Consider the following 24,337-nt stretch of genomic DNA (forward strand, 5'->3'; position numbering starts at 1 on the left):
ACAGATAATTTTTAAACACACAAAGATAGTATTTATCTTGCTACCTTTTTGTCTTTGCATTTAAAAGTAAGTTGTTTAATTTATCTATTAAAGCAAATGATAGAAATTAACCATTAAAAATTATATTAAAAAACATTAATTTAAAACATACAAAATACTGATATACAGAAAGATAAAATACGCAATTATTACCTAATGCACTTAAACGAAAAAGCCGAGCGTTTATTCATAAAAACCAAAGTTTATCGGTATATTACACTTGTGTGATATTAGCCTCTCAATTCAACTAATTTATTGACATTAAATCCTATAAATTAGTTTATTTAAGGTCTTTTTTCAATTTTTGTTGTTACGCTAATTAACTGTTATTAACTCAACACTAATAATGTTTGAATCCCTTGTAATTAAATGTTACATGTTTTCAAGAGCACAAGTTTATTAACTTGTTAAACGATAACATGAAAAAACTATTTGTTATTTTATGCTTCTTAATTCTATCTGCTGGTTATTCTCAAAATGACGAGTTGGAGAGTCTTATGCTTGATTTAACATTTCAAGAGAATGATTCTACCAAGGTTAACACTTCTTTAAAAATTATAAAATTACTGTACGATAGTCAAGAATATGATCGTGCATTAAAATTTGTAAAAAAAACTGAAGAAATTTCTGAAGAATTAAACTACCAAAAAGGCGTTGCTAACGTAATATATTTTAAAGCATTAATTTTCAATAAAAAAGAAGATTATATAAACGCTTTAAATCAATACAAAAAAGCAAAATCTTTATATGCTACTTTAAAAGATACTGTTTCTATTGCTAAAGTTAACAGTCAATTAGGTGTTGTAGAAATAGAACATGGTAATTATACAACAGGCTTAAAATATGCACTTTCTGGAATAAAAATTTTAGAAAAAAAACAACTTAATGAAGAGCTTTCATCTACTTATAAAAGCCTAGCAAAAGCTTACCAAAATAATGGCTCGTTTGAAAAAGCTATTGACTATAATTTAAAAAGCTTAGAAATTGAAGAACTCACAAACGACAGTGATGGTTTAATAAATGCTAATAAAAACTTAGCACAGCTTTACTTACAAAAAAAGGAATACAATAAAGCTATAAGGTATTTTGAAAATGCACTTAACTATGCTAAAACTAATGACGATGAAATTAAGGCTGAAATTCTTCCAGAGTTAGGAGGTGCATATATAAAAAATGAAAAATTTAAAATTGCTGCCGAATATTTAGTAGAAGGAATTAAACTAAATAGAAAATTAGATAACACTAACGGTATTTTAATCTCTTTAAATAATTTAGGAGAACTTAATTATTTAAAAAAGAATTTTAGAACTGCAGAATCTCAACTTTTAGAAGCTGGAAAAATTGGGCGTTTAGAAAACAACAAAGAGCAACTATTAAAAAATTACAGTTTAATGAAGTCGCTAGACTCTACAAAAGGTAATTTTGAAAGTGCTTTTGCTTGGCAAAGAGAATATTTTAAAATAAAAAATAGTATTGATGCCCAAAAGCCTAAAATAATAACAATTGTTGAAGAGCCAATAATAGAAGACAACTTACAAATAGCAGAAAACAATAATGTTTTAGCTCTAGACCAACCAAACAATAGTATGGTAAACAAAAAAAGTCTAGACCGATTAAAACTAGTTTTTTATGCACTATTAGCAGCTTTTGCAATAGTATTAGTATTCTTTGTTTTATTTTATATGAAACGTAAAAGTCGTGTAAAATATACTAGAGAATTAGAAGCAAAAAATCAAAAAATTGAATTGCAAAATGAAGCTATTTTAGAACAGAGTAAGCACTTAGAGAGCATTAATAAAGTTAAAGACAAACTCTTTTCTATAGTCTCACATGATTTAAAAGACTCTTTAACATCTACAAAAGGTTTTATAGATCTTTTAAAAGAAGGTCAACTATCTCAAGAAGAGTTTCATAATTTATTGCCAGAATTAAGTGAAAATGCAAACAATGCCTCTTTATTGTTATTTAACTTATTAAACTGGTCTAAATCTCAAATGCAGTCTTTAAAACCAAAACCTTCTTTGTTTGACGTTCAAGAAGTCTTTTTTGAAAAAATTAAACTTGTAGAACAAAAAATGCAAGTAAAAGGCATCAAGCTTATAGACAATACTCTAAGAGATTTTGTTTATGCAGACAGAAGTATGGTAGAAATTGTTATACAAAATTTACTAGCTAATGCCGTTAAGTTTTGTACAATTGGAGATTCTATTACCATTGCAAACACAATTAGTAATGGCAATGCAATAATAAGTGTTTCAGATTCTGGAGTTGGCATCTCTGTAGAAAACCAACATAAATTATTTGGAGGAAACACCTTTACTACAGTTGGTACAAATAATGAAAAAGGCACAGGATTAGGCCTAACCATTTGTAGAGAATTAGTAGAGCTTAACCAAGGTAGAATTTGGGTAGATAGCGAAGAGAATGTAGGAAGCACTTTTTTTGTAGAGCTTCCTAAAACTAGAGTTGAAAATCCTGTTAATACTTGAACTACACCTTCGGTAGAAATACCTCAGCCATCATACAGCGAGCGCTTCCGCCGCCACAAGTTTCAATAGTTTCTAGAGAACTAGATAATATTTCGCAATGATTTTCTATTAATTTAACTTGAGCTATAGATAAGCTATCTTTAGCCGATTGACTCATTACTAAATACAACTTATTATCTTTACCTCTTACTTGTAACATATTACCAGCAAAATTATGCATTTGCTCCTCTGTTATACGTATTACTTCTTTACCGTCTTCTTGAAGGTTTTTAATAACGTTTTTACGTTCTTTTTTATCGTCTATAGAATCTAAGCAGATAACAGCAAAAGTTTCGGCTAAACACATCATTACATTAGTATGGTAAATTGCCATACGTTTACCATCTACTGTTTGATTTGCTGTGAATACAATTGGAGTATATTCAAAATCTTCACAAAACTCAATAAACAATGTTTCGTCTGCTCTTGGCGATAATGCACAATAAGCTTTACTATTTACACGATCTAATAATAAGCTACCTGTTCCTTCTAAAAATACTTCTTCTTCTTCTGCAGCAGTGTAATCTATAAAATTTTTTATTTTAAAACCCTCTTTTTCAAGACGATTAAATACTTCTTCTCGACGTTCTCTTCTTCTATTTTCTGCAAACATTGGATATAAACCTACATTTCCATTTTCATGAAAACTCACCCAATTATTAGGGAAAATAGAATCTGGTGTATCTAATAATTTATCATCATCTTCAACAATAACATTAACTCCAACTGCACGCAATTTTTCTACAAAGGCATCAAATTCGGCTTGAGCTTTAGTATTTATTTCGGCATTTTTTAAATCTAAATCTTCTTGAAAATAATTATTTACCGCAGTTTGTTCATTCATTCTAAAATGAACTGGACGAATCATTAATATAGTATTGGTAGTTTGTTGCATAATCTAAATTTTGTGCAAAAGTAATTTAAATTTGTGTTCTAAAAATTAATATTTCTTAAATTAAATATAATTAACGAAATCAATTAGAAGTTCTAAATTATTTCCATTTTATATTACAACCAATACTAGGCTTTTGGTTTTTTAAAGGTGCTTTATTATTTAAAATTGCTTCAATAGCATGTATTAAATCTGCTCCAGTAACTTCTATTCCATTACCAGGTCTTGAATTATCTAATTGCCCATGGTAAGTTGCTTTTAGCTCGCTATTAAACACATAAAAATCTGGAGTACAGGCTGCATTGTAAGCTTTTGCCGTTTCTTGAGTTTCATCATAAAGATAAGGAAATGGGTATTTTAAATTTATCGCTACTTGTTTCATTAGTTCTGGGCCATCTTGAGGATAGTTTTTTACATCATTACTACTTATTGCGATAAAGTTTACACCTTTATTTTTATAAGCATTCGCAAGTTTTACTAAAGTAGTATTCACGTGAACAACAAACGGACAATGATTACATATAAACATAATTACTGTTCCCTTTTCTCCTTTTAACTCTTGAAGGTTTACTTTTTTTTCTGTAATTACATCTAGTAATGTAAATTGTGGTGCTAATACACCATTTTTAAAACTGTTTGATTCTGTAAGCGCCATAAATAACCTTTTAAAAAAAATAAATTTAGCTAAAAAGAATACAGAAGCCAATTATTATACCTTAAGGTTTTTATAAATGAATTAATAATTTAAAAAAACAAAAATAACTACAAACAGAATTAAGAAAATTTTTAAACAATAATTTGAAAATTAAATAAATTATTACGTTATTGACAAAGATTAATAGCAACCCTTAACATATTCCCTTAAAATGAAGTATTCCCTTGTACTCCTATTTTTTGCATTTTCTTTATTTTCATTTTCTCAAAATTCATCTAACGAATCTTATTTACAAGTGACGCGTTACAAATTACAGCCTGAAGAGCTTAATTTACATGAAGATATTGATGCAGAAAAAATTAACTTAAAAATTTACTTTTTAAAAGACTCTAGCATTGTAGATGATTATAAGTTTTTTAAACCTAAAACCAACGAAATTCTTTTTTTCTATGGTTTAAACACGAAAAACAATACCACTGAAATGTTTTTTAAAGCAGATGATACTTTAAAAAATATTTATAAAAAGAAGGATTTTGAACAACTTATAAAAGTTGTAGAGGTACTTGAATACAATGTTTTCCCAACTGAAGATTTTTCTAGTGCTGAAGCCTTTGTTGCTTTAGAACAACTTTAAAATAAAAAAGCCTAAATACAATATTCTGCATTTAGGCTTTTTAAATAGAATTAATTTTTACTTACGGTGTAGAATTAGAAACTTGTAATAATTTACCGTTATAATATTTATTTCCGTTTAAAGAAAAATCTGCTATATATTGAGCCATTTCTAAAGCTGTAGTTGGCGCTTGATAACCTGGAAATGCTTCTTCTAGCATTTCGGTTTGTACTGCACCTAAAGCCAAAGCATTAAAACTTGGTCCTGTTTCTTTGTATTCTTCAGCTAATAACTCTGTAAGTGTTACTACTGCACCTTTACTTGAACTGTAAGCTGCTAATCCAGGAAACTTAACACTACCTTGAACGCCACCCATAGAACTTATTGTAACTACATGACTTTCTTTTTTCATATAAGGAATTACTGTACGTGTCATTTCTGCTACACCAAATACATTAGTTTTATAAACATATTCAAAGTCATCCATTGTTGTTTTGGCAAATGGTTTATTTAATAAAGTACCTGCGTTATTAATTAAAACATCAACCTGTTTCCATTCGGTTTTAATAAATTCTTCAACCTTTTTATAGTCTTCGGTTTTTCCTAAATCAAAAGAAAAAGATTCTATATTATCAAAATTTAAATTGCTTACTTTTTGTTCGTTTCGAGATAGTGCTAAAACATTGTGACCTTGATTTGCAAAAAGATGAACAAGTTCAAAACCTATACCTCTACTTGTTCCTGTTATTATAATATTTTTAGTTTTCATTCATTTTAATTTCTTGTGATGGTGTATTAGCTATTTCTTGAATTACAGGTGCTAATTTATTTATTAAACTAGCCATAAAATTATAATCTAATTTATCTACCTCATCATCAACATGATGGTAAAAATCAAAATTAGTTAAATCGCAAGATGATACAGTGTGGCTTGGCACTTTAAAAGCTTGGTAAAAGGCATAATTGTCTGATCTTTTAAACAAACCATATTTTTTAGAAACACTTGATGCTCCTATAAGTTTCTCGCCTGCATAACTATTCATTTTCTCTGCCAAGTTAGACAGTTCGTGTCCTGTAATAAATGCTTGATAGTCTCTGTCTTTAAATGGTACACCAATCATTTCAATATTAATCATTGTATATAAATTAATATTGTTTTCTTTTAGTTTTTCTGCTAAATGTTTAGAACCTAACAACCCTTTTTCTTCTGCAGTGAATGTTGTAAAAATTATACTTCTTTTGTTTGTTTTTGTTTTTGCAAAATATTTTGCTAGAAACAACACACCACTTGTACCTGCTGCGTTATCGTTTGCTCCATTTGCAATAGTATCTCCATTTACACCTTTTGCTGTACCAATATGGTCGTAATGCGCACCAATAATTATAAACTCATTTTTTAGTTTGGCATCTGTACCTTCTAGATACCCTACAACATTATAGGCATCCATGTTTTCTACTTTAAAATTATCTCTATAAGTTTCAAAATATGGTTTTACTCCAAACGATTTAAACTGAGTTTCTATATAGTTTGCTGCTTCATTAATTTCTTCTGTACCTGTATCTCTTCCTTTTAAAGCATCTGAAGCTAAAAAAGAAACAACTTCTTTAATTTCTGAAGCATTTACAAAATTATTGTTTAGCGCTTCGACTTTAGTACTCGCTTCGGCTGGGATTATTGAATTATTTTTATTGTCATTTTGCGTTGATCCACAACCTACAAATAAGGTTAAGACACTTAGAATTGATAGTATTTTCATGATTTGTTTTGTTTGAAGTTTAAAGATAAAAAAACCTGAATCATATTTAGTGAATCAGGCTTTTAATGTGTGTTTTAAAGTGTGAGGCTTATTTTAGCTTTTTATTTGCTTTCTTAGCTAAACGCTGTACTTTTTTATTTAAATCTTTCATTAATTTTTCCACCGCACTTTCGCACATTGGTTGTATTTTTTCGGTTTTCATAATAGGAATTCCTCCAACCATTGCAGCTTTCTTTTTAGATCCTGCAATTTCATTAAATTGAAAAATACTGTTGTTATCTTTTGAGAACAAATCCATGCTATATCTAGCCTGTACACTAACATAACCTAAGTTTCCTATACCAGTTTTAACAAATCCGAAAGATAATTTTACAAACATTATAGCATCTACTCCTAAAGCTTCTGCTACACCTTTTAAATCTTTTACATTTTGTCTATATGAAGGAATTATTTTATAACCTTCTATACTTGTAGTCGTTTCTATATTAGTTATAAGCGATTTGCCTTCGTTATACGTTGGCTCGAATGCTTGATAGGCTTCATTAGATAAAACTTCTTTTTCGTCAATAATTTCAAAATCAAAATTCTTACTGTATTCGCTAAAAAAAGCAGTATGTAATTTTTTTAAAGGCTCTGTTAAATTAAAATTAGGATCATCACTTAATTTTGTATTTTTTGCAATTAAATCTGCCGATGCACTTAATCCAGACAAATCAATAGTTTTGTCTGCATAAAAAGTTATTACTGCTACTTTCTTTTTTTGAGCATTACCTAATAACATAGATAATGTAAAAAAAGTTAATAGTAAAATTGATTTAGAATTTCTCATTTAAATTATGGTTTAGTATTAAAGTTTTAATCTTAGTATTTTAAACTAACATTGTTACAGGATTTTCAATATAACCTTTTAAGGTTTGTAAAAACTGTGCTCCTGTTGCTCCATCAACTGTTCTATGGTCGCAAGCTAAACATAATTTCATGGTGTTTCCTACTACAATTTGCCCGTTTTTAACAACTGGTTTTTCTACAATATTTCCTACAGAAAGTATTGCCGAATTTGGTTGATTAATAATAGATGTAAAACTATCGATACCAAACATTCCTAAATTAGAAACTGTAAATGTGCTACCTTCCATTTCATCTAAAGACAACTTTTTATTTCTTGCTTTTCCAGCATATTCTCTAACAGCTGCACCAATTTGAGGTAAGCTTTGCTCATTTGCAAACTTAACTACAGGTACTAATAGACCATCTGGTACTGCAACTGCAACACCAATATGCACATGGTTATTTAACTGCATTCTATCATCAAACCATTGAGAATTAACTTGTGGATGCTGCTTTAGTGCCAATGCACAAGCTTTAACAATAATATCGTTGTACGAGATTTTTATATCTGGAACAGAGTTGTATTGCGCTCTAAAGGCAATAGCATTTTCCATATCAAACTCTACATTTAAGTAATAATGTGGCGCTGTAAACTTAGACTTCGCTAAATTTTTAGCAATTGCTTTACGCATGTTAGAGTTTGGTACCTCGTCAAAATCTTCTTGTCCTGTTGGTACAAATTTAGCTGCAGAAGCTCCTGAAGCTGTAGATGTTGTAAAGTTTTCTATATCGCGTTTTACAATTCTTCCGTTTTCACCAGAACCTTTTACTTGATTAAGTTGTATGCCTTTTTCGTCTGCCATCTTTTTGGCTAACGGAGACACAAAAATTCTTTGTGAAGTAGAATTATTGTTTGACGTTGATACCTCCTTTTTAGGTACTTCAGTTTTAGCTGCAGCTTTAGGAGCATCTTCTTTTTTTGTTTGTTTTGGTGCTTCTACTTTTTTCTCTTTAGGTGTACTATCACTACCTCCAACTTTAAAATTTTTAGCAATTGAAGACACATCTGTTCCTGCAGGACCAATTATAGCTAATAAAGAATCTACTTTGGCTGATTCTCCTTCTTGTAATCCTATATGTAATAAATTACCCGATTGGAAAGATTCAAACTCCATTGTAGCTTTATCTGTTTCAATTTCGGCTAAAATATCTCCTTCTTCAACTTCATCACCTACATTTTTTAGCCATGTTGCAACAGTTCCTTCTTCCATAGTATCACTTAAACGTGGCATTGTTACTACGGTTACGCCTTCTGGTAAATCTTGGCTTTCTGTATTTGTTTCTTCGTTAGCTTCTTGACTTTCCTCTTTAGTAGTTTCATTTGAGGTGTCTTCAGTTTTTTCAGCAGAAGACTCATTTGCTTTATCGTCTTGAGAGTCGCCATTTAGCAAGCTTGAAATATCTTCGCCTTCTTCACCAATTATGGCTAAAAGTGAATCTACTTTTGCAGTTTCTCCTTCTTGAATTCCAATATGAAGTAAAGTACCTTCGTTAAAAGACTCAAACTCCATTGTTGCTTTATCTGTTTCAATTTCGGCTAAAATGTCACCTTCTTCAACTTTATCTCCTACATTTTTTAACCAAGAAGCTACAGTACCTTCTTCCATCGTGTCGCTTAATCGCGGCATGTTAATAATTTCTGCCATGGCTTACTTTATTTTATGATCTATAAAAGGATAATCTTCTTGCTCGTATACGGCGTCGTACATTACATTTTTTTCTGGGTATGGAGATTCTTCTGCAAATTTCTCACACTCTGAAACTAAATCTTTAACGCGTTTATCTATTTCCTTTAACTCATCTTCGGTAGCATATTTTTTATCTAAAATAACTTCTTTAACCTGAGTAATAGGATCAATTTTTTTGTATTCGTTTACTTCGTCTTTTGTTCTATAGTGTTGTGCATCAGACATTGAGTGTCCTCTATATCTATATGTTTTTAACTCAAGAAAAGTTGGTCCTCCACCAGAACGTGCTCTAGAAATAGCTTCATCGAAAGCTTCGGCTACTTTAACTGGGTTCATACCATCTACTGGTCCGCAAGGCATTTCGTACCCTAAACCTAGTTTCCAGATATCTGTATGGTTTGCTGTTCTTTCAACACTAGTTCCCATTGCATATCCATTGTTTTCACAAACAAAAACTACAGGAAGATTCCATAACATCGCTAAGTTAAATGTTTCATGTAAAGACCCTTGTCTTGCAGCGCCATCACCAAAACAGCAAATAGTTACAGCGTCTTTATCGTGGTATTTATCACCAAATGCAATACCAGCTCCTAAAGGAATTTGACCTCCAACAATACCATGACCTCCATAAAAACGGTGTTCTTTAGAGAAAATATGCATAGATCCACCTAAACCTTTAGATGTACCTGTTGCTTTCCCGTATAATTCTGCCATAACACGTTTTGGGTCTACACCCATTCCTATTGGTTGTACGTGATTACGATATGCGGTAATCATTTTATCTTTTGTTAAGTCCATTGCATGTAAAGCTCCTGCTAATACTGCTTCTTGACCATTATACAAGTGAAGAAATCCTCTTACTTTTTGTTGGATATAAACTGCGGCAAGTTTGTCTTCAAACTTTCTCCAGAAATACATGTCTTCGTACCATTTTAGGTACACTTCTTTAGTTACTTTTTGCATATTTTGGTGTTTCTTTAAAAGAAATAATAAACCTTATATATCTATAAATTTATATATACTAACTCTTTAATTAATTTTAAATATGAGTTGCACTAACAAAAGTAATACTTTGATTTGGTATTGCAAAAGTGAAAATTAACTAAAATGTGTTTATTATTAAGGATAGATTTACGAAAACGTTATAGATTGGATTTATTAAAACCGAAAGGCAATAAATTTGCTAAAGAATTAGATTTTACAACTTTTCCTGATACTCCCATAAAATAAATTTCTATAGATTCTTCTTGATTATTTTCGTATTCTGCAATTGCTTGCCTACAAGCACCACAAGGTGGTATTGGCTCTAAAGTTTCTTGATTTTGTGAAGCGGCCGTAATCGCCATATTAACAATTTTTACATTAGGAAATTGTGCTCCTGCATAATAAATAGCAGTCCTTTCTGCACAGAGTCCAGATGGATAGGAAGCATTTTCTTGATTGCTACCAGAAATTATTTCTCCATTTTCAAGTAAAATTGCTGCTCCAACATTAAATTTTGAATATGGTGCATATGCTTTTTTTCTTGCTTCTACAGCTATTTCCATTAGATTTTGAATCTCCTTTGGAACTTTACTTAAACTCTCAAAAGCATATAATGTTGATTCTATTTTTATTTCTTTCATATTAAAACTAATATATAGTAATTAGAAATGGTTTTAGACAAAAAAACTATTGCTGTTGGCAATAGTTTTTTTATTATTTATTTTATTTTGATTAGTACTCATTATAAGTACCAGCTCCTAAATTAAATGTTAGAGAAAAACGTAACGTACTCTCTAACGGACTTTGAATTTTTGATGCTGAAAATAGATATGATAAATCTACATTTATAACATTGTACTTAAATCCTGCTCCAAGTGCGAAAAACTTTCTTGCACCTTTATCTTCATGCTCATTAAAGTAACCTGCTCTAAATGCAAATGCGTCTTGATATTTATATTCTGCTCCTAGAGCATATGTGAATTCTTGTAATTCTTCTTTAAAACCACCTGGTGCGTCACCAAAAGATTGAAATATTCCTGAAATAAAACTCACATCTCTATTTTCTTCTCCTTCAATAATAACACGATCGTCAACAATTGCACCTAATGTTTCTCCGTCTTCTGGATCGTAAACGCCGTTACCATTATCATCATTAAACTCACGTTCTGTTCCTGTTACAGGTGGTGTAGGCACTAATAGCTTAGTAAATTCTGCAGTTACTGCTAAAGTATTATATTGATCGAAGATAAAGTCGAAACCAGCTCCTAAACGTAAGTTAGTTGGTTGAAAGTTATCTGGACCTCCATCTGTATAAGTAAATGTTGGACCTAAGTTTTGTAAAGCAAATCCCATTCTCCAACGACCATTAAAATCGTTATATGCCTCTTCTTCACTTTGATAAAAACCTGTAATATCTACTCCAAACGTACTTGCAGCATCTGTTTCTACATTGTCTTGTCTTATTTTTAAATCTGAACGCAAATAACGCATAGCCACTGCCATACCAAATTGATCACTTAAACGAAGTGTATAAGATAAATCTAAAGCAAATTCGTTTGGTTTTTGAATTAACGGTGTGTCATCAGCTGTTTCTCTAAATTCTATCTCACCTAAACTAAAGTAAGTTAAACTTGCGCCAAAAGCACTTTGTTCGTTAATTCTATTAAAATAAGATACGTAACCAATACCTATATCATTAACAAGTTTACTTAAATATGGTGTATAGCTTAAAGACACTCCAGATTTGGCTTCAGAAAAAACGTATTTAGCAGGATTCCATTTTTGTGAATAAGCATCGACAGATGTCGCTACTCCAATATCTCCCATACCTGCAGACCTTGCATCTGGTGCGATTAATAAAAATGGCATACCAGTAGTTATAACTCTAGAGTCTACATCTGGAACTATTGTTGTTGGTGTTTGCGCATTTAAATTGTAAGCAAAAATGGCTGTAATTATAAAAATTATTCTATTTTTCATATATAAATTTATTAAGCAAATATAATTTTTTATTAGAGGATAACAAGTTTCTCTATTTTTTCGACACTTTTATTTGTTGATGGTGAATGTACTTTAAGTTTATAAACATAGGTTCCTTTTCCTATTTTATCACCAAAATCGTCTCTTCCGTCCCACACAATATCTCTTGAAGTTGAACTTGTTGTTTTAGTTCCTACTCCTGTAGTTTGACCATTTAGTGTTCTTACTAATTTACCGGAAATAGTAAATATTTGAACAGAAACATTTAATGTTTCAGAGCTATTATGTGAAAACCAAAATTCTGTATAGTTAACAAATGGATTTGGATAATTTAAAACGTTTTCAATAACTAAAACTTCATTTTCATCAAATACTCTAAATTGTATTTCTGCTTCTGAAGAATTATTATATACATCCCAAGCTTTTAATTTTAGAGTATGTAATCCAGGCTCTAAATCTCTAAATGGAAAGCTTAAATTTCCGCGAGTATAATCATCTAACTCTGTTACATAATAACTATTTAATATAAACGGATTTACTTCGTCTCCATCTAATATAGCTACAATATCATGACCAATACCACTTGCAGTATTTATACCGTTTTCATCTTCCAGACCTACTAAAAGTGTTGGAGAAGCATTAGTAATACCGCCAGAAACAAAGTTTTCGTCATTCATGTGTAAAACAATATTTGGGCCTTGATTATCTTCTGCTGCATTTTCATTTATACCACCAATTTGTAATAATGTTGTGGTTGCTCCAGTTTGGTCGCTTAATGGTGTTTGAGTCGATGCATAAAAGCTAACCTTACCATAACCAACAGGTATTCCTATATCTCTTGGCACTATAAAATCGAATTCAAATTCGCCATTAGTAACAGTTGCTTGGCCTCTAAAAATTACTTCGCCTAATGTTTCGTATTGTAATTTTATTAGCTGGCCATTTTCTACAACTCCATCATTGGCTAAGGTTTCTCTTTGAATTGGTTTATCGAAAATTGTAGTTACTAATTTACCGTTGTAATTTGAAAGTAAATTACCATTAACATCTGTAACTTGCCCTGCTAATTTTGCATAACTTAATGCTTCAAGAACTTCGGTATTACCTTGAACTGGCACATCATTTATTTTAGTTAGCACAACATTTGGTTCTGGTATAGCAAGTTTCATTGCAGGATCGCCAATAAAAAACACTAATTCTTTTTGTGCATTTATTGAGTTATCGTTTTTAGTTAACCTTAAAGCCTCAGCCATTGTTGGGTATTCAAAATCACTAAAATTATCTTCATCACTGTATGAAAATAAATACTCTTCTAATTTTTTATTAAATGTTGTACCTACACTTACAAAAACTTCTCTAGTAGTTGTTATAAGAGCTACTGCTCCTGCATTTTTATTCCAATAGGTTAACTCTCCAGCTGTTTCTCTTAATGGATTATCAAACCTTGTAAAATCGCATGTAATGGTAACAAAAGTGGTTAATTTACAATCGTTACGAAGTTCTGGTGCATCAGATTTTTCGTAGACTCTTTCAAAAGCAAAACCATCTTCTCCACCATGACCAAAATAATTAACAACTAACGCTCCTTTTTCTACAGCATCTATAATGGCTGTTCTAACTTCTGGATACCGATCTCCGCCAGCTGAGGATTCTTGTTGAAAAGCATCTGAATGTATTTTTACAGTATTAAAAAATGGTTTTTCTGTAGAAATTTCATCTGCTATTTCATCTGTCGTTTCTTGTAGAATTTTTTCGAAAGCCTCATCAACATCATCTGAAATAAATAATAATCTATTTCTCCAACTTCCATAAGCTTCTTGAGAATAGTAAGTATTTACTTTATCTACCATTTCTTTTCCTCTTTGCGATGAATTAGCTAAAATTCTACCAACAGCAATATCTAATTTATATGGTGAAGATGTGTCGTCAATATCGCCTTCATTATCATCCATCAAGCCATAAAAATCATCTGATATGTATGAATTTGTATAATTAAAACTGCTGTAAGCATTCCAAAGCGGAACATTAAATGTGTTTGGTGCTATTTTACTTTTATAATCGAAAGAACTATCACCAAATAAACAAAGGTATTTAATTCGGTTTTCTGGTGAACTTGCATTATCGTAAATATATTTTACAGCATTTCTAATTGCCGCAATATCTTTATTACCTGTGCTAAATTCGTTATAAATTGCGTCTAGGGTTAAAACTTTTACATTTAAATTATTTTGTGTTCTATTAATTTGAGCTAATCTTTCTGCTTGATTTAGATGAGAATTTGTAGTAACAATTAAATAATCAATATCTTGAAAAACGCCTTGAGCATTATTAAATATTGTGCCTTTAATATTTTGATTATTAACCACGGTTGAAGCTGGAACAATAGGCGTTTTGAAATCAGAATTAGAAACAGCTACAAAAGTTTTTAAAGTACCTAATGTAGATTTAAAACTAAAATTTGCATCTCCATTAGTATTCACTTTTTTTGTAACATTTAAATTATCTGTTACATCCCAAACTTCGGGTAAATTTGCTGCTCCAGAAATAACGTACTGCCCAACACCCGAAGATTGAGCTGTTTCATTATTTTTAAACTGGAATTGATTTCCATTATAATTAAGGTCGCGTGTCGCTTCTATGGCTAAATAATCTATATAACCTGAGCCACTAGGTACACCTTGATTATCGTAATTTACTTGTACTGAAATGTTTTGATTAGTTACAGAAAACTCATCATCAAGTATAGCTTCAGATGCTACATTTGCTCCTGCAGCTGCTGGTATTGTTAATGTAGATACTTGAGTTCCATTTAAGGCCACATCCATACTTACTGCATTTGTAGATGTAGTAACACCAATTAACTTTAAATTTATTGGTATTGAAGTATCTAAATTAGGAAATGTAAAATCGAAAGTTTTTGACGTTTCAATATCAAATTTATCTCCAAACCAACGACGACCCACAAAAGCTAAATTAAATTCATCTACCTCATGAAACTTATAATCTTGAAAATTAGTGATTGTTAAAGTAGCCGCCTCAGTTGGTTCCTGAAATGGCAAAATACGTTTCCCTAATCCATTTCCTACAGATATATAATAAAAGGCAGTATCTATGTATGGGTTTAAATTGGTATTTATTTTTGGCTCGTTAACTCTTCCTGTTGGTCCTACACCATAAAATAAAATGTAATCACTATCATGAAAAAAACCATCTTCCTCACCTATAACTTGAATTGCATTCTCTGCTGGGTCAAAAGGATAGTTATCACTATTTCTATATGGTAACATTTGACCTCCAGTACCATATATTTTAATAGTACGAGGATCAACACTTTCTATATTAATACCTAATTGATTTAAAAATGATTTTGACAATTTAAAAACACCTGTTTCTTTTACAGCAAACCTGTACCAAGAACCCGTATTTAATACAGAGTTAGTTATTGGTGGATTTCTATTGTAAATTGTTTTTCTATTAGAATTGGTATAATTAATAGTAAACCCATTAACTTTTTTATAAGTATTTCCAAACTTTACAATTGCCGAAACTTGTAATACAGCAAAATTAACATCACGATCACTTACATTTTTAAGACTAACATTTATTTTTGAAGGAATTCTAGATAAATCGACACCTCTTAATTGTGATTTACTAATGTTAGTATATTCTACATTTGAAACTTGAACACTATTTTCATTAATAAACGCATTTGTTTTCCATTGTGATACAAACTGAATTCCTTGTGCTAAAGAAAATTTAAAATTTTTCTTAGGTGAGAATTCAGGAACTTGTATAGTATTAGTTCCTGCCTGATAGGTTTTAACACCTTCCCAATTTAAACTAAATTTTTTTTGTTGCGCAAAACTAAAAACACAACTTAGTAAAGTAATTAGAAATAAAATCTTTTTCATTGCTATTAATAACGTAGTTATTTAGTTGATATTATTAAGGTCTTAAAAATTTCTTAAAAAGACTTCAAAATTACAATAATAAATTAAAAAAACACACGTTATATTGATTCAAAACGTCGATAAACGACAAAAAAAGAATCGACGTAAAGTAAATAAACAGGATGAACTGTAATATTTTTTTTATCAATTTTCACAATTTTGCTTGTAGAGTTGGCTTTAATTCTTATATTGCGTCTCCAAAAAACATAATTTATCTTACTTAAACGTATGAATATGAAAAAAGTAATCGTATCAAGGATTCTAATGCTATTAGCAATTTCGCTAACCTTGGTTAGTTGTGGGCGTTCTGGAGGATCAAACACCTCAAGAGCAACAGGATGGGATATTAACTCTAAAGAAGGAGGTTTCCAATACAACACAAAATTTAAAGAGCAAGAAACAGCTCCAGGTTTAGTATTCGTTGAAGGCGGTACTTTTACTATGGGACGTGTTCAAGATGATGTAATGCACGATTGGAATAATACTCCAAACCAACAACACCTACAATCATTCTATATGGATGAAACAGAAGTTACCAACCTAATGTATATGGAATATTTAGATTGGATTAAACGTGTTTACCCACCAGAAGAAGAAAACTTTAGAGCAATTTACGAAGGTGTTGTGCCAGATACTTTAGTATGGAGAAATCGTTTAGGTTACAATGAAGTTATGACAGAAAACTATTTACGTCACCCTGGTTATGCAGAATATCCAGTAGTTGGTGTAAGTTGGATTCAAGCTGTTGAATTTGCTAATTGGAGAACAGATCGTGTAAACGAAATGTATTTACAAAAAGAAGGATATTTAAAGCAGGATAGCCAATACGAAGCAACAGCAGATGCTAATTTTAATACAGACACTTACATTAATGCACCTACTGAAACTTTTGGAGGTAATGAAGATATACTTAAAGGAGGAAAACTAAAACCTCAAACAGATAAAGAAGGTAACGAAATAAATGTTTTTGCCTCTAGACAAACTGGTGTTATTTCACCAAAGTATAGACTACCAACAGAAGCAGAATGGGAATATGCAGCTTTAGGATTATCTGAAGTTAGAAGTTACAATGTTTACAGAGGTCGTAAAAAATATCCTTGGGATGGACAATACACTCGTTCTGGAAAGCGCCAAGTACGTGGTGACCAATTAGCTAACTTTAAACAAGGTAAAGGTGATTACGGTGGAATAGCTGGATGGTCTGATGATGGTGCAGATATTACTGCTCAAGTAAAAACTTATGCTCCTAATGATTACGGTCTTTACGATATGGCTGGTAATGTTGCAGAATGGGTTGCAGATGTTTACAGACCAATTGTTGATGATGAATTTAATGATTTTAACTACTACCGTGGTAACGTTTATACTAAAAATGTATTAAATGATGATGGTACTGTTAAAGTTGTAACAACAGATGAAGTTGAATACGATACATTACCAAACGGAAAACTAGTTGTAAGAGTATTACCTGGAGAAATCGCTCAACAACCTGTTGATGATAATGAAACTTATTTAAGAACAAACTTTGATAGAGCAGATAATAGAAACTTTAGAGATGGTGATAGACAATCTTCTAGATTATATGATGATGGTTTTGATGAAGTAGAAAGTGATGAAAGTGCAAACGTTACTCGTAAAATGTACAATTCTCCAAAACATACTGTTGAGTATGATTCAACAGGAACCTTAATAAGAGAAAGAGATAAATCTAACAAGAGAACATCTTTAATTAACGACGAAGTTAGAGTATACAAAGGCGGATCTTGGAGAGATAGAGAATATTGGTTAGACCCAGCACAAAGACGTTATTTCCCACAAACTATGGCTACAGATTATATTGGCTTTAGATGTGCAATGTCTAGAGTAGGTTCTAAATCTAAATCTAAAAACAAAACTAAAAACTAAAACCAGTTTTTGTTAATAATATTAAAAGTCCTAACGCTTAGTTAGGACTTTTTTTATATTTTTATTTTATGAAAATAGAACAACTGCACCAACTCTTTTTAGAGTGTAAATCTGTATCCACAGATACCAGAACAATTAAAAAAAACATAATGTTTTTTGCCTTAAAAGGAGATAACTTTAACGGCAATACTTTTTCTACTGAAGCTTTAAAAAAAGGTGCCAAGTATGTTATTATAGATGAATTAGAATATAACACTTCATCTCAAACAATTTTAGTTGAAAATGTTTTAGAAACACTACAACAACTTGCTACATACCATAGAGAGTATTTAAACATACCTATAATTGGTTTAACAGGAAGTAATGGAAAAACCACAACTAAAGAATTAATAAATACAGTTCTCTCAAAAAAATATAATACTACCGCTACTAAAGGCAATTTAAACAATCACATTGGTGTACCACTAACTTTATTATCCATGACAAAAGATACAGAGATTGGAATAGTAGAAATGGGTGCAAATCATTTAAAAGAGATTGAGTTTTTAAGCAATATCGCTAAACCAGATTTTGGTTACATTACAAATTTTGGAAAAGCACATCTTGAAGGTTTTGGAAGTATTCAAGGTGTTATTAATGGAAAAAGTGAACTTTATAATTATCTAATTACAAATAAAAAACATGTGTTTTTTAATGCTGATGACACTATTCAAAATGAAAAATTAAGTAACTATAATTTAAAAAGCGGATTTTCAAATCAAACACAAAAACAAACAAATATTAATTTTATTGAAGCTAATCCTTTTGTAACACTAAAATTTCAAGACCAAATAATTACATCTCAACTTATAGGAAAATATAACTTTACAAACATTAGTGCTGCCATTACAATTGGTAGTTATTTTGATGTAAAATTTAGTGATATAAAAGCGGCTATTGAAAATTACGCACCTACTAATAATCGCTCTCAAATAATTAATAAGAATTCTAATAAAATTATTTTAGATGCATATAATGCAAACCCAACAAGTATGAACGCTGCGTTAGAAAATTTTAGCAATCTAAACGCTACTTATAAAATTGCTTTTTTAGGCGATATGTTTGAGTTAGGAGACGAAGCACAAACAGAACATCAAAATATTACAGATTTAATTACCACATTAAATATAAATACTGTGTATTTAATTGGAGCTAATTTTAGTAGTACAAAAACTGAAAATAAAAAAATAAAGCAATATGAAACTTTTGAAGCTTTAAAAAAGAGTTTTAATACAATTGATATAACTAATGCTACGTTATTAATAAAAGGCTCAAGAGGCATGGCTTTAGAGCGTATTATAGATTTGTTTTAAAATACTATAATTTTAGTATTATTTCTCTCCATCACCAGCCATACTTTTTAATAATCCCTCACTTGTATTTAGCCAAATAAAATTAAATACAGATTTTGTTTTATCTCTATCAACTTCGGTTTTTGCTGCTCTAAAATTATCTTTTTTATCCTTACTATCTTTAGACACAAATAGATTAGCTACCTTAGATAATAACCATTTTTTTTTCTTTCCGTTTTTATTTAAGACGTTAATTTCTAAATTTTCATAATTAACTTTCATATCTACTGTAGCATTGTTTTTATTTCCATTAATTGTAAAAAACAATTTATTAGTATTTCCAGATAAGCGCACCTTTAAATTAGGCTCTGTAAATTCATTTATTTCATTAAATGCTATAGCATCCATATTCATTTTAAATATAAACTGGTCACTAATATTGTTGACATCAAAGCTCCAATATGCTTTAAAAGGTGTGACATTCATAAATTTACCAGTTATATCTAATTCTGTTTTAACAGGTGATTTATAGGTATTACTTACATTGTAAATAGAAGCATAAAATTTTTGAAACGAAATACTACCGCCATTGTTTTCCTCTTTAACTTTTTCTGTATATTCTATATTAGCATCTTTAATTAATACAGAATCTACAGTTAAATTAAAAGGAATTTCTCTTATAGATTCGCTATATAATTTTTTTATAGTTAAATCATCTTCAACCAACTTATCTCTAAATATTTCTAAATTAGGGTTTGCTATTGTTATTGCTTTAGAGTTTATAAATAACTGCCTATTTATAAAGCCAAAATCCAGACCTGAAATGTTTAAACTGTCCAATTTTAAATTAAAATGATCTCTTTCTTTGTTGATTACTCTAGATAATTCTGTTCTAGAATATTTTGTTTTAAATTGAACATTGTTAAAAGTTGCTTTATTATCCTTTAGTCTAATACTTGAAGTGGCTAAATTTTCAAAATCATTAGCTTTTAAAAATACAGAATCGGCTTTAAACTCGTATTCACTAAAATTAACTGGTAAACGCTTTTTTAAGGTTTCGTTATTTATAACTAAATCGTCAATCTCTGTAGTACTATTTTCAACATATAATAAAAGTGAATCTGACGCTTTATCATAAATATGAAGCATGGCGTTATCAATGCTTAATTCTTCAATTAAAATTGGCTTATATAACTTAATTAAGCCTTTTGTTTTATCTTGATCTTTAGAAGGCTTAAATACGTCTTTAAAATAAGTAATATTAGCTTTAAACAACTTTATGTCTTCTATTGTAATGGTAGCTTTAAAAAGATAATCCCAATAGCTTAAATCTTCAATAATAATTTTATCTAAACTTACAGTAGTATGTATATTATTATCATTTCTATTTTTAAGGTTTACTATAGGTTTATTTACAGTAATAGTACCTTCAAACAAATCTAAATCGATGTTTGAATAAGATTGAGAAATATAATCTGGCAATCTATTTTCAAGAAAAAATTCTACTTTATTTTTAATTATAGTATTTGAAGCGAAAAGCACACCAAAAACTATAAAAAGAATTCCTAAAAAGACAAATAAACTATTACGCAACCACTTTTTCATTTACTTAAGTTATAAAAAACAATTAGGTTATAAAATTAAATAGACTAAAAATAGAAACCGCCATTTAAGGGCTAAAAAAGAAGTTTTTTAAAATAAAAAATCCCGATAAAAAATTATCGGGATTTTTTTGATGTTGTGGGCGCGAAGGGATTCGAACCCCTGACCCCTTGGGTGTAAACCAAGTGCTCTGAACCAACTGAGCTACGCGCCCTAATTATTAGGTGTGCAAATATAAGACAGATTTTGGATTTGCAAAAACTTTTTTGAAAAAATTTTCAAATAATTTCTGCAACGGTAAAAGTGCTACCTCCAATATAGATAATATCTTCTGCTTTGGCAGTTAACAAGGCACTTTTATAAGCTTCATTTACAGAACTGTAGCTCTCTCCAACCAAATTACTTTGTAATAAAATTGATTTTAATTTTTTTTCACTCATACCTCTAGGGATATTTGGTTTGCAAAAGTAGTATTTGGCATTTTTGGGTAAAATTGTATTAATTGAACTTAAATCTTTATCATTTACTACTCCAAAAACAATGTGCAAATTCTCAAAATTCTCTTTTTTGAGTTGATTTATAGTAAATTTTAATCCTTCAAAATTATGAGCGGTATCACAAATTACTTTGGGATTGTTTTGTAGTATTTGCCATCTACCAAGTAAACCTGTATTTTTCACAACGTTTTCAAGCCCATTTTTTATATTTTGATTAGATACTTTAAACCCTTTTTTTATAATTTGATTTACAGTTTGTACTACAGTTTGAATATTATTTTTTTGATAATCTCCTTTTAAATCACTTTTATAATTATGAGCACTTAATTGATCTGCAAAAAAAATGTCACTTTGATTATTTTTTGCTAATGTTTTAAATATTTCTTTAGTTTTAATATGAGTCTCACCAATTACAACAGGAACATTGGGTTTTATAATTCCACCTTTTTCTTTAGCAATGGCTTCTAAAGTGTTTCCTAGAAACTGTGTATGATCTAAACCTATATTAGTTATTACTGATACTTCTGGTGTTATTATATTTGTTGAATCTAATCTTCCTCCCAATCCAACTTCTATAATTGCTATATCTACTTGTTGTTTGGCAAAATACTCAAAAGCCAACCCTACAGTCATTTCAAAAAAAGATAAAGCGTTAGTTTCTAAAAATGTTTTATTTCGTTTTATAAATTGAATTACAAATTGTTTACTAATCTCTTTGCCGTTAATTTTAATGCGTTCTCTATAGTCTTTAAGATGTGGTGAAGTATATAACCCAACTTTATAACCGGCATCTTGCAAAATTGAAGCCAACATATGAGATGTTGAACCTTTTCCATTTGTACCTGCTACATGAATGGTTTTAAATTTTGCTTCTGGATTTTTTAAATGTTTTGCTAGTAAATGAGTATTACTTAGGTCTATTTTGTAGGCTTTGTTTCCTATTTTTTGATACATAGGAAGTTGAGAAAACATCCAATTTACAGTATCTTGATATGTCATTATTATTGTCCTAATTTAAAATCTATACTCACAAACCCAACTTGTCTTGTAGGTGCTTTAGAATCTGCTTTCCATTTATGAGATAATGCTATTTTTCTTGCTGGTTCTAATAAGCATGGTGCTGTATTTTCGGTACCCTTGACACCAGGTTCTGCTTTAACAACTTTACCGTTTCTATCTACTTCTATTCTAACTACAACTAAACCGGATTCGTTACAGTTTTGCTTATAAACGGTTTTAGTTGGCGCACCTCTACCATTAAGACCATGACCAACACCACCATTACCGCTACCACTACCAAAATAACTTGGAGCATATGGATTACCGCTTAATTGCCCTTTATCTCCAGCAATATTATCGTTACCCTCACTTCCAGCAGCTTCGCCATTAGAATTATTCATGCCGCCCATCATAGCATCAAGTTCGGCTTTCTTTTTTGCTTCTTCTGCCTTCTTTTTAGCTTCAGCTTCAGCTTTTGCCTTTGCTATACGTGCTGCTTCGGCTTTTGCTTTAGCTTCTGCTTGGTCTTTTGCTTTCTTTTTTGCTTCAGCCTTTTTTATTGCTACTGCTTCTTCTGTTTCTTGAGTTAAAATTTTTTCTTCTACTTGTTCTGAAGTTTCACTTTCTTGAGTTTCTGTAGGCTGAGATTGAGCTTCTTGTGGTGGTTTATTAATATTTAAATTTTTAGATTTTACAGGTTGATCTGGCTGTATATTTCCACTACCTACAGATGAGTTTCCAAAGTTAACGGCAACCCCATATTCTTCAGGAGGATCTTGATAACTTTGTCCTACAACAAAACACAGTAGTACTAAAATAACAACTATTAGGGTTGTTATTTTTGCTGAATTACGTTCGTGTTTTGTTTTTAAATATTTCATTATTGTATTAATTACTTTTAAAACGAAAAATTTGATAGAATATTTTTAAAATCTAATTTGCCTTTACGTTTAATGGTAAGTAAAAAGAAACTGTTGTTGGTTTGCCTTGCTGCATACCTGGTTTCATTTTTGGTAATAGTTTTGTTACGCGTTTTGCTTCGTCTTCTAATTTAGGATGTGGTGCTTTTGCTCTAATACCAACTACTCTACCTGTTTTATCTATTTTAAAGAAAATATTTACTTTTTGTATGCCTTGTAAATCTAAATTCGAGGCCAAACTTTTATTAAAGTTTTGTCCTAGAAATTGCTTGATTTTATCGTTCATGCATTTTTTCTTAGCTGCATTATTACCGCCTTCACAACCTGGGTAAACGGGTACATTTTCTATTAAAGCAAATGATACGGTTTGATTACCACTTCCTTTTTCTTTTGCAGCGGCTGCGGCTGCGGCATCTGCTGCTGCTTTTTTGGCTGCCGCTTGTGCTTTAGCTTTTGCTATTCGTGCTGCTTCGGCTTTTCTAGCATCTGAAGCTGCTTTTTCGGCTTTCTTTTTGGCTTCTAATGCTCTTGCTTTTTTTTCTGCAGCTAATTTTTGAGCTTTTCGTTTGGCTTCAGCTTTTTCTTGGGCTTCTTTTTTTGCTTTTGCTGCAGCTTCTTTTTGCTCTTTTTCTAATTTCTCTTTTGCTTCTTTAGCTTCTTGTGCTTCTTTTTCTTTTTTAATTCTTAAAGCTTCTTCGCGTTCTTGTTGCAAAAGCTTTTCTGCTTCGGCAGCTTTTTCTGCTGCTTCAGCTTCTGCTTTAGCGGCTTCTTCGGCTTTAGCTTCTTCTAAAGCTTTTTCAATTTCTTCAATGGTTTCTTCTTCTACTTCTTCCTCTTCTATTTCTTCTTCAATAGTTTCTTCTTCAACAATATCTTCAGGTGTTGTTTCTTCTGGTTCTGGTTCTGATTCTTGAAGTTTTTCTGGAGGATTGGGATTTACGTTTTCATCTACTACACTTGAACTTCCAAAATTTATGGCTACTCCATATTCTTCTGGTGGATCTTGATAGTTTTGCCCAACAACAAAACATAATAAAACGATAATCACTACTATTAAAGTAGTGATTTTTGCCGAATTTATTTCGTGTTTTGTTTCGAAGTATTTCATT

At 30.5% G+C, this 24,337-nt stretch carries 18 protein-coding genes and 1 tRNA gene; 4 read left to right on the forward strand and 15 right to left on the reverse strand.

Annotated elements, in window-relative coordinates; genetic code table 11:
- Positions 1 to 458 precede the first annotated feature (458 nt).
- The gene (locus BM549_RS11810) at positions 459 to 2,528 is read left to right on the forward strand and encodes a tetratricopeptide repeat-containing sensor histidine kinase (RefSeq protein ID WP_290470460.1); all 2,070 of its coding nucleotides are present in this window, start codon (positions 459 to 461) and stop codon (positions 2,526 to 2,528) included.
- Position 2,529: 1 nt separating this feature from the next.
- Here BM549_RS11810 and ctlX read toward each other — a convergent pair whose 3' ends face one another.
- Together ctlX and BM549_RS11820 are read right to left on the reverse strand one after the other, a co-directional pair.
- Positions 2,530 to 3,462: a citrulline utilization hydrolase CtlX gene (gene ctlX, locus BM549_RS11815; RefSeq protein WP_290470461.1), complete on the reverse strand. Its 933-nt coding sequence runs from the start codon at positions 3,460 to 3,462 to the stop codon at positions 2,530 to 2,532.
- A 97-nt stretch (positions 3,463 to 3,559) separates the two neighbouring features.
- Positions 3,560 to 4,114 carry a thioredoxin family protein gene (locus tag BM549_RS11820; protein WP_290470462.1) on the reverse strand — a complete coding sequence of 185 codons (555 nt, stop codon included), beginning with the start codon at positions 4,112 to 4,114 and terminating at the stop codon, positions 3,560 to 3,562.
- Positions 4,115 to 4,325: 211 nt separating this feature from the next.
- On the opposite strand from BM549_RS11820, the gene BM549_RS11825 reads away from it, so the two are divergent.
- Positions 4,326 to 4,748, forward strand: coding sequence for a hypothetical protein (locus BM549_RS11825; protein WP_290470463.1), 423 nt, complete (start codon positions 4,326 to 4,328; stop codon positions 4,746 to 4,748).
- 61 nt (positions 4,749 to 4,809) lie between these two features.
- On the opposite strand, the gene BM549_RS11830 is transcribed toward BM549_RS11825, so the two are convergent.
- The 8 genes from BM549_RS11830 to porU form a co-directional block, all read right to left on the reverse strand.
- Entirely contained in the window at positions 4,810 to 5,496 is a 687-nt protein-coding gene (locus tag BM549_RS11830; protein WP_290470464.1) for an SDR family oxidoreductase, read from the reverse strand.
- Positions 5,486 to 6,484, reverse strand: coding sequence for a M28 family peptidase (locus tag BM549_RS11835; RefSeq protein WP_290470465.1), 999 nt, complete (start codon positions 6,482 to 6,484; stop codon positions 5,486 to 5,488). Before BM549_RS11835 ends, BM549_RS11830 begins: the two co-directional genes overlap by 11 nt.
- 88 nt (positions 6,485 to 6,572) lie before the next feature.
- Positions 6,573 to 7,313, reverse strand: a complete 741-nt coding sequence (locus tag BM549_RS11840) for a hypothetical protein (RefSeq protein WP_290470466.1) — start codon at positions 7,311 to 7,313, stop codon at positions 6,573 to 6,575.
- A gap of 40 nt (positions 7,314 to 7,353) precedes the next feature.
- Positions 7,354 to 9,018, reverse strand: coding sequence for a pyruvate dehydrogenase complex dihydrolipoamide acetyltransferase (locus BM549_RS11845; RefSeq protein ID WP_290470467.1), 1,665 nt, complete (start codon positions 9,016 to 9,018; stop codon positions 7,354 to 7,356).
- Positions 9,019 to 9,021: 3 nt separating this feature from the next.
- Positions 9,022 to 10,023, reverse strand: coding sequence for a pyruvate dehydrogenase (acetyl-transferring) E1 component subunit alpha (gene pdhA / locus BM549_RS11850; protein ID WP_290470468.1), 1,002 nt, complete (start codon positions 10,021 to 10,023; stop codon positions 9,022 to 9,024).
- 179 nt (positions 10,024 to 10,202) lie between these two features.
- Positions 10,203 to 10,685, reverse strand: coding sequence for a cytidine deaminase (gene cdd / locus BM549_RS11855; RefSeq protein ID WP_290470469.1), 483 nt, complete (start codon positions 10,683 to 10,685; stop codon positions 10,203 to 10,205).
- A 91-nt stretch (positions 10,686 to 10,776) separates the two neighbouring features.
- Entirely contained in the window at positions 10,777 to 12,024 is a 1,248-nt protein-coding gene (gene porV, locus BM549_RS11860; RefSeq protein WP_290470470.1) for a type IX secretion system outer membrane channel protein PorV, read from the reverse strand.
- A 32-nt stretch (positions 12,025 to 12,056) separates the two neighbouring features.
- Positions 12,057 to 15,935, reverse strand: a complete 3,879-nt coding sequence (gene porU, locus BM549_RS11865) for a type IX secretion system sortase PorU (RefSeq protein WP_290470471.1) — start codon at positions 15,933 to 15,935, stop codon at positions 12,057 to 12,059.
- Positions 15,936 to 16,202: 267 nt separating this feature from the next.
- On the opposite strand from porU, the gene gldJ reads away from it, so the two are divergent.
- Complete coding sequence (gene gldJ / locus BM549_RS11870; RefSeq protein WP_290470472.1) at positions 16,203 to 17,879, forward strand: gliding motility lipoprotein GldJ; 1,677 nt, start codon at positions 16,203 to 16,205, stop codon at positions 17,877 to 17,879.
- 68 nt (positions 17,880 to 17,947) lie between these two features.
- Positions 17,948 to 19,231, forward strand: a complete 1,284-nt coding sequence (gene murF / locus BM549_RS11875; RefSeq protein WP_290470473.1) for a UDP-N-acetylmuramoyl-tripeptide--D-alanyl-D-alanine ligase — start codon at positions 17,948 to 17,950, stop codon at positions 19,229 to 19,231.
- A gap of 18 nt (positions 19,232 to 19,249) precedes the next feature.
- Here murF and BM549_RS11880 read toward each other — a convergent pair whose 3' ends face one another.
- The 5 genes from BM549_RS11880 to tolA all read right to left on the reverse strand — a co-directional run bounded on the left by BM549_RS11880 (position 19,250) and on the right by tolA (position 24,336).
- Positions 19,250 to 20,815, reverse strand: a complete 1,566-nt coding sequence (locus BM549_RS11880) for a hypothetical protein (RefSeq protein WP_290470474.1) — start codon at positions 20,813 to 20,815, stop codon at positions 19,250 to 19,252.
- 136 nt (positions 20,816 to 20,951) lie between these two features.
- A tRNA-Val gene (locus tag BM549_RS11885) sits at positions 20,952 to 21,026 on the reverse strand.
- A gap of 64 nt (positions 21,027 to 21,090) precedes the next feature.
- On the reverse strand, positions 21,091 to 22,308 hold the full coding sequence (locus BM549_RS11890) for a folylpolyglutamate synthase/dihydrofolate synthase family protein (RefSeq protein WP_290470475.1): 1,218 nt from the start codon (positions 22,306 to 22,308) through the stop codon (positions 21,091 to 21,093).
- Positions 22,309 to 22,310: 2 nt separating this feature from the next.
- Positions 22,311 to 23,189 carry an energy transducer TonB gene (locus BM549_RS11895; RefSeq protein ID WP_290470476.1) on the reverse strand — a complete coding sequence of 293 codons (879 nt, stop codon included), beginning with the start codon at positions 23,187 to 23,189 and terminating at the stop codon, positions 22,311 to 22,313.
- A 52-nt stretch (positions 23,190 to 23,241) separates the two neighbouring features.
- The gene (gene tolA, locus BM549_RS11900) at positions 23,242 to 24,336 is read right to left on the reverse strand and encodes a cell envelope integrity protein TolA (RefSeq protein WP_290470477.1); all 1,095 of its coding nucleotides are present in this window, start codon (positions 24,334 to 24,336) and stop codon (positions 23,242 to 23,244) included.
- Position 24,337 lies beyond the last annotated feature (1 nt).

It is taken from the genome of Lacinutrix sp. MedPE-SW (assembly GCF_001874145.1).
Classification (GTDB): domain Bacteria; phylum Bacteroidota; class Bacteroidia; order Flavobacteriales; family Flavobacteriaceae; genus Lacinutrix.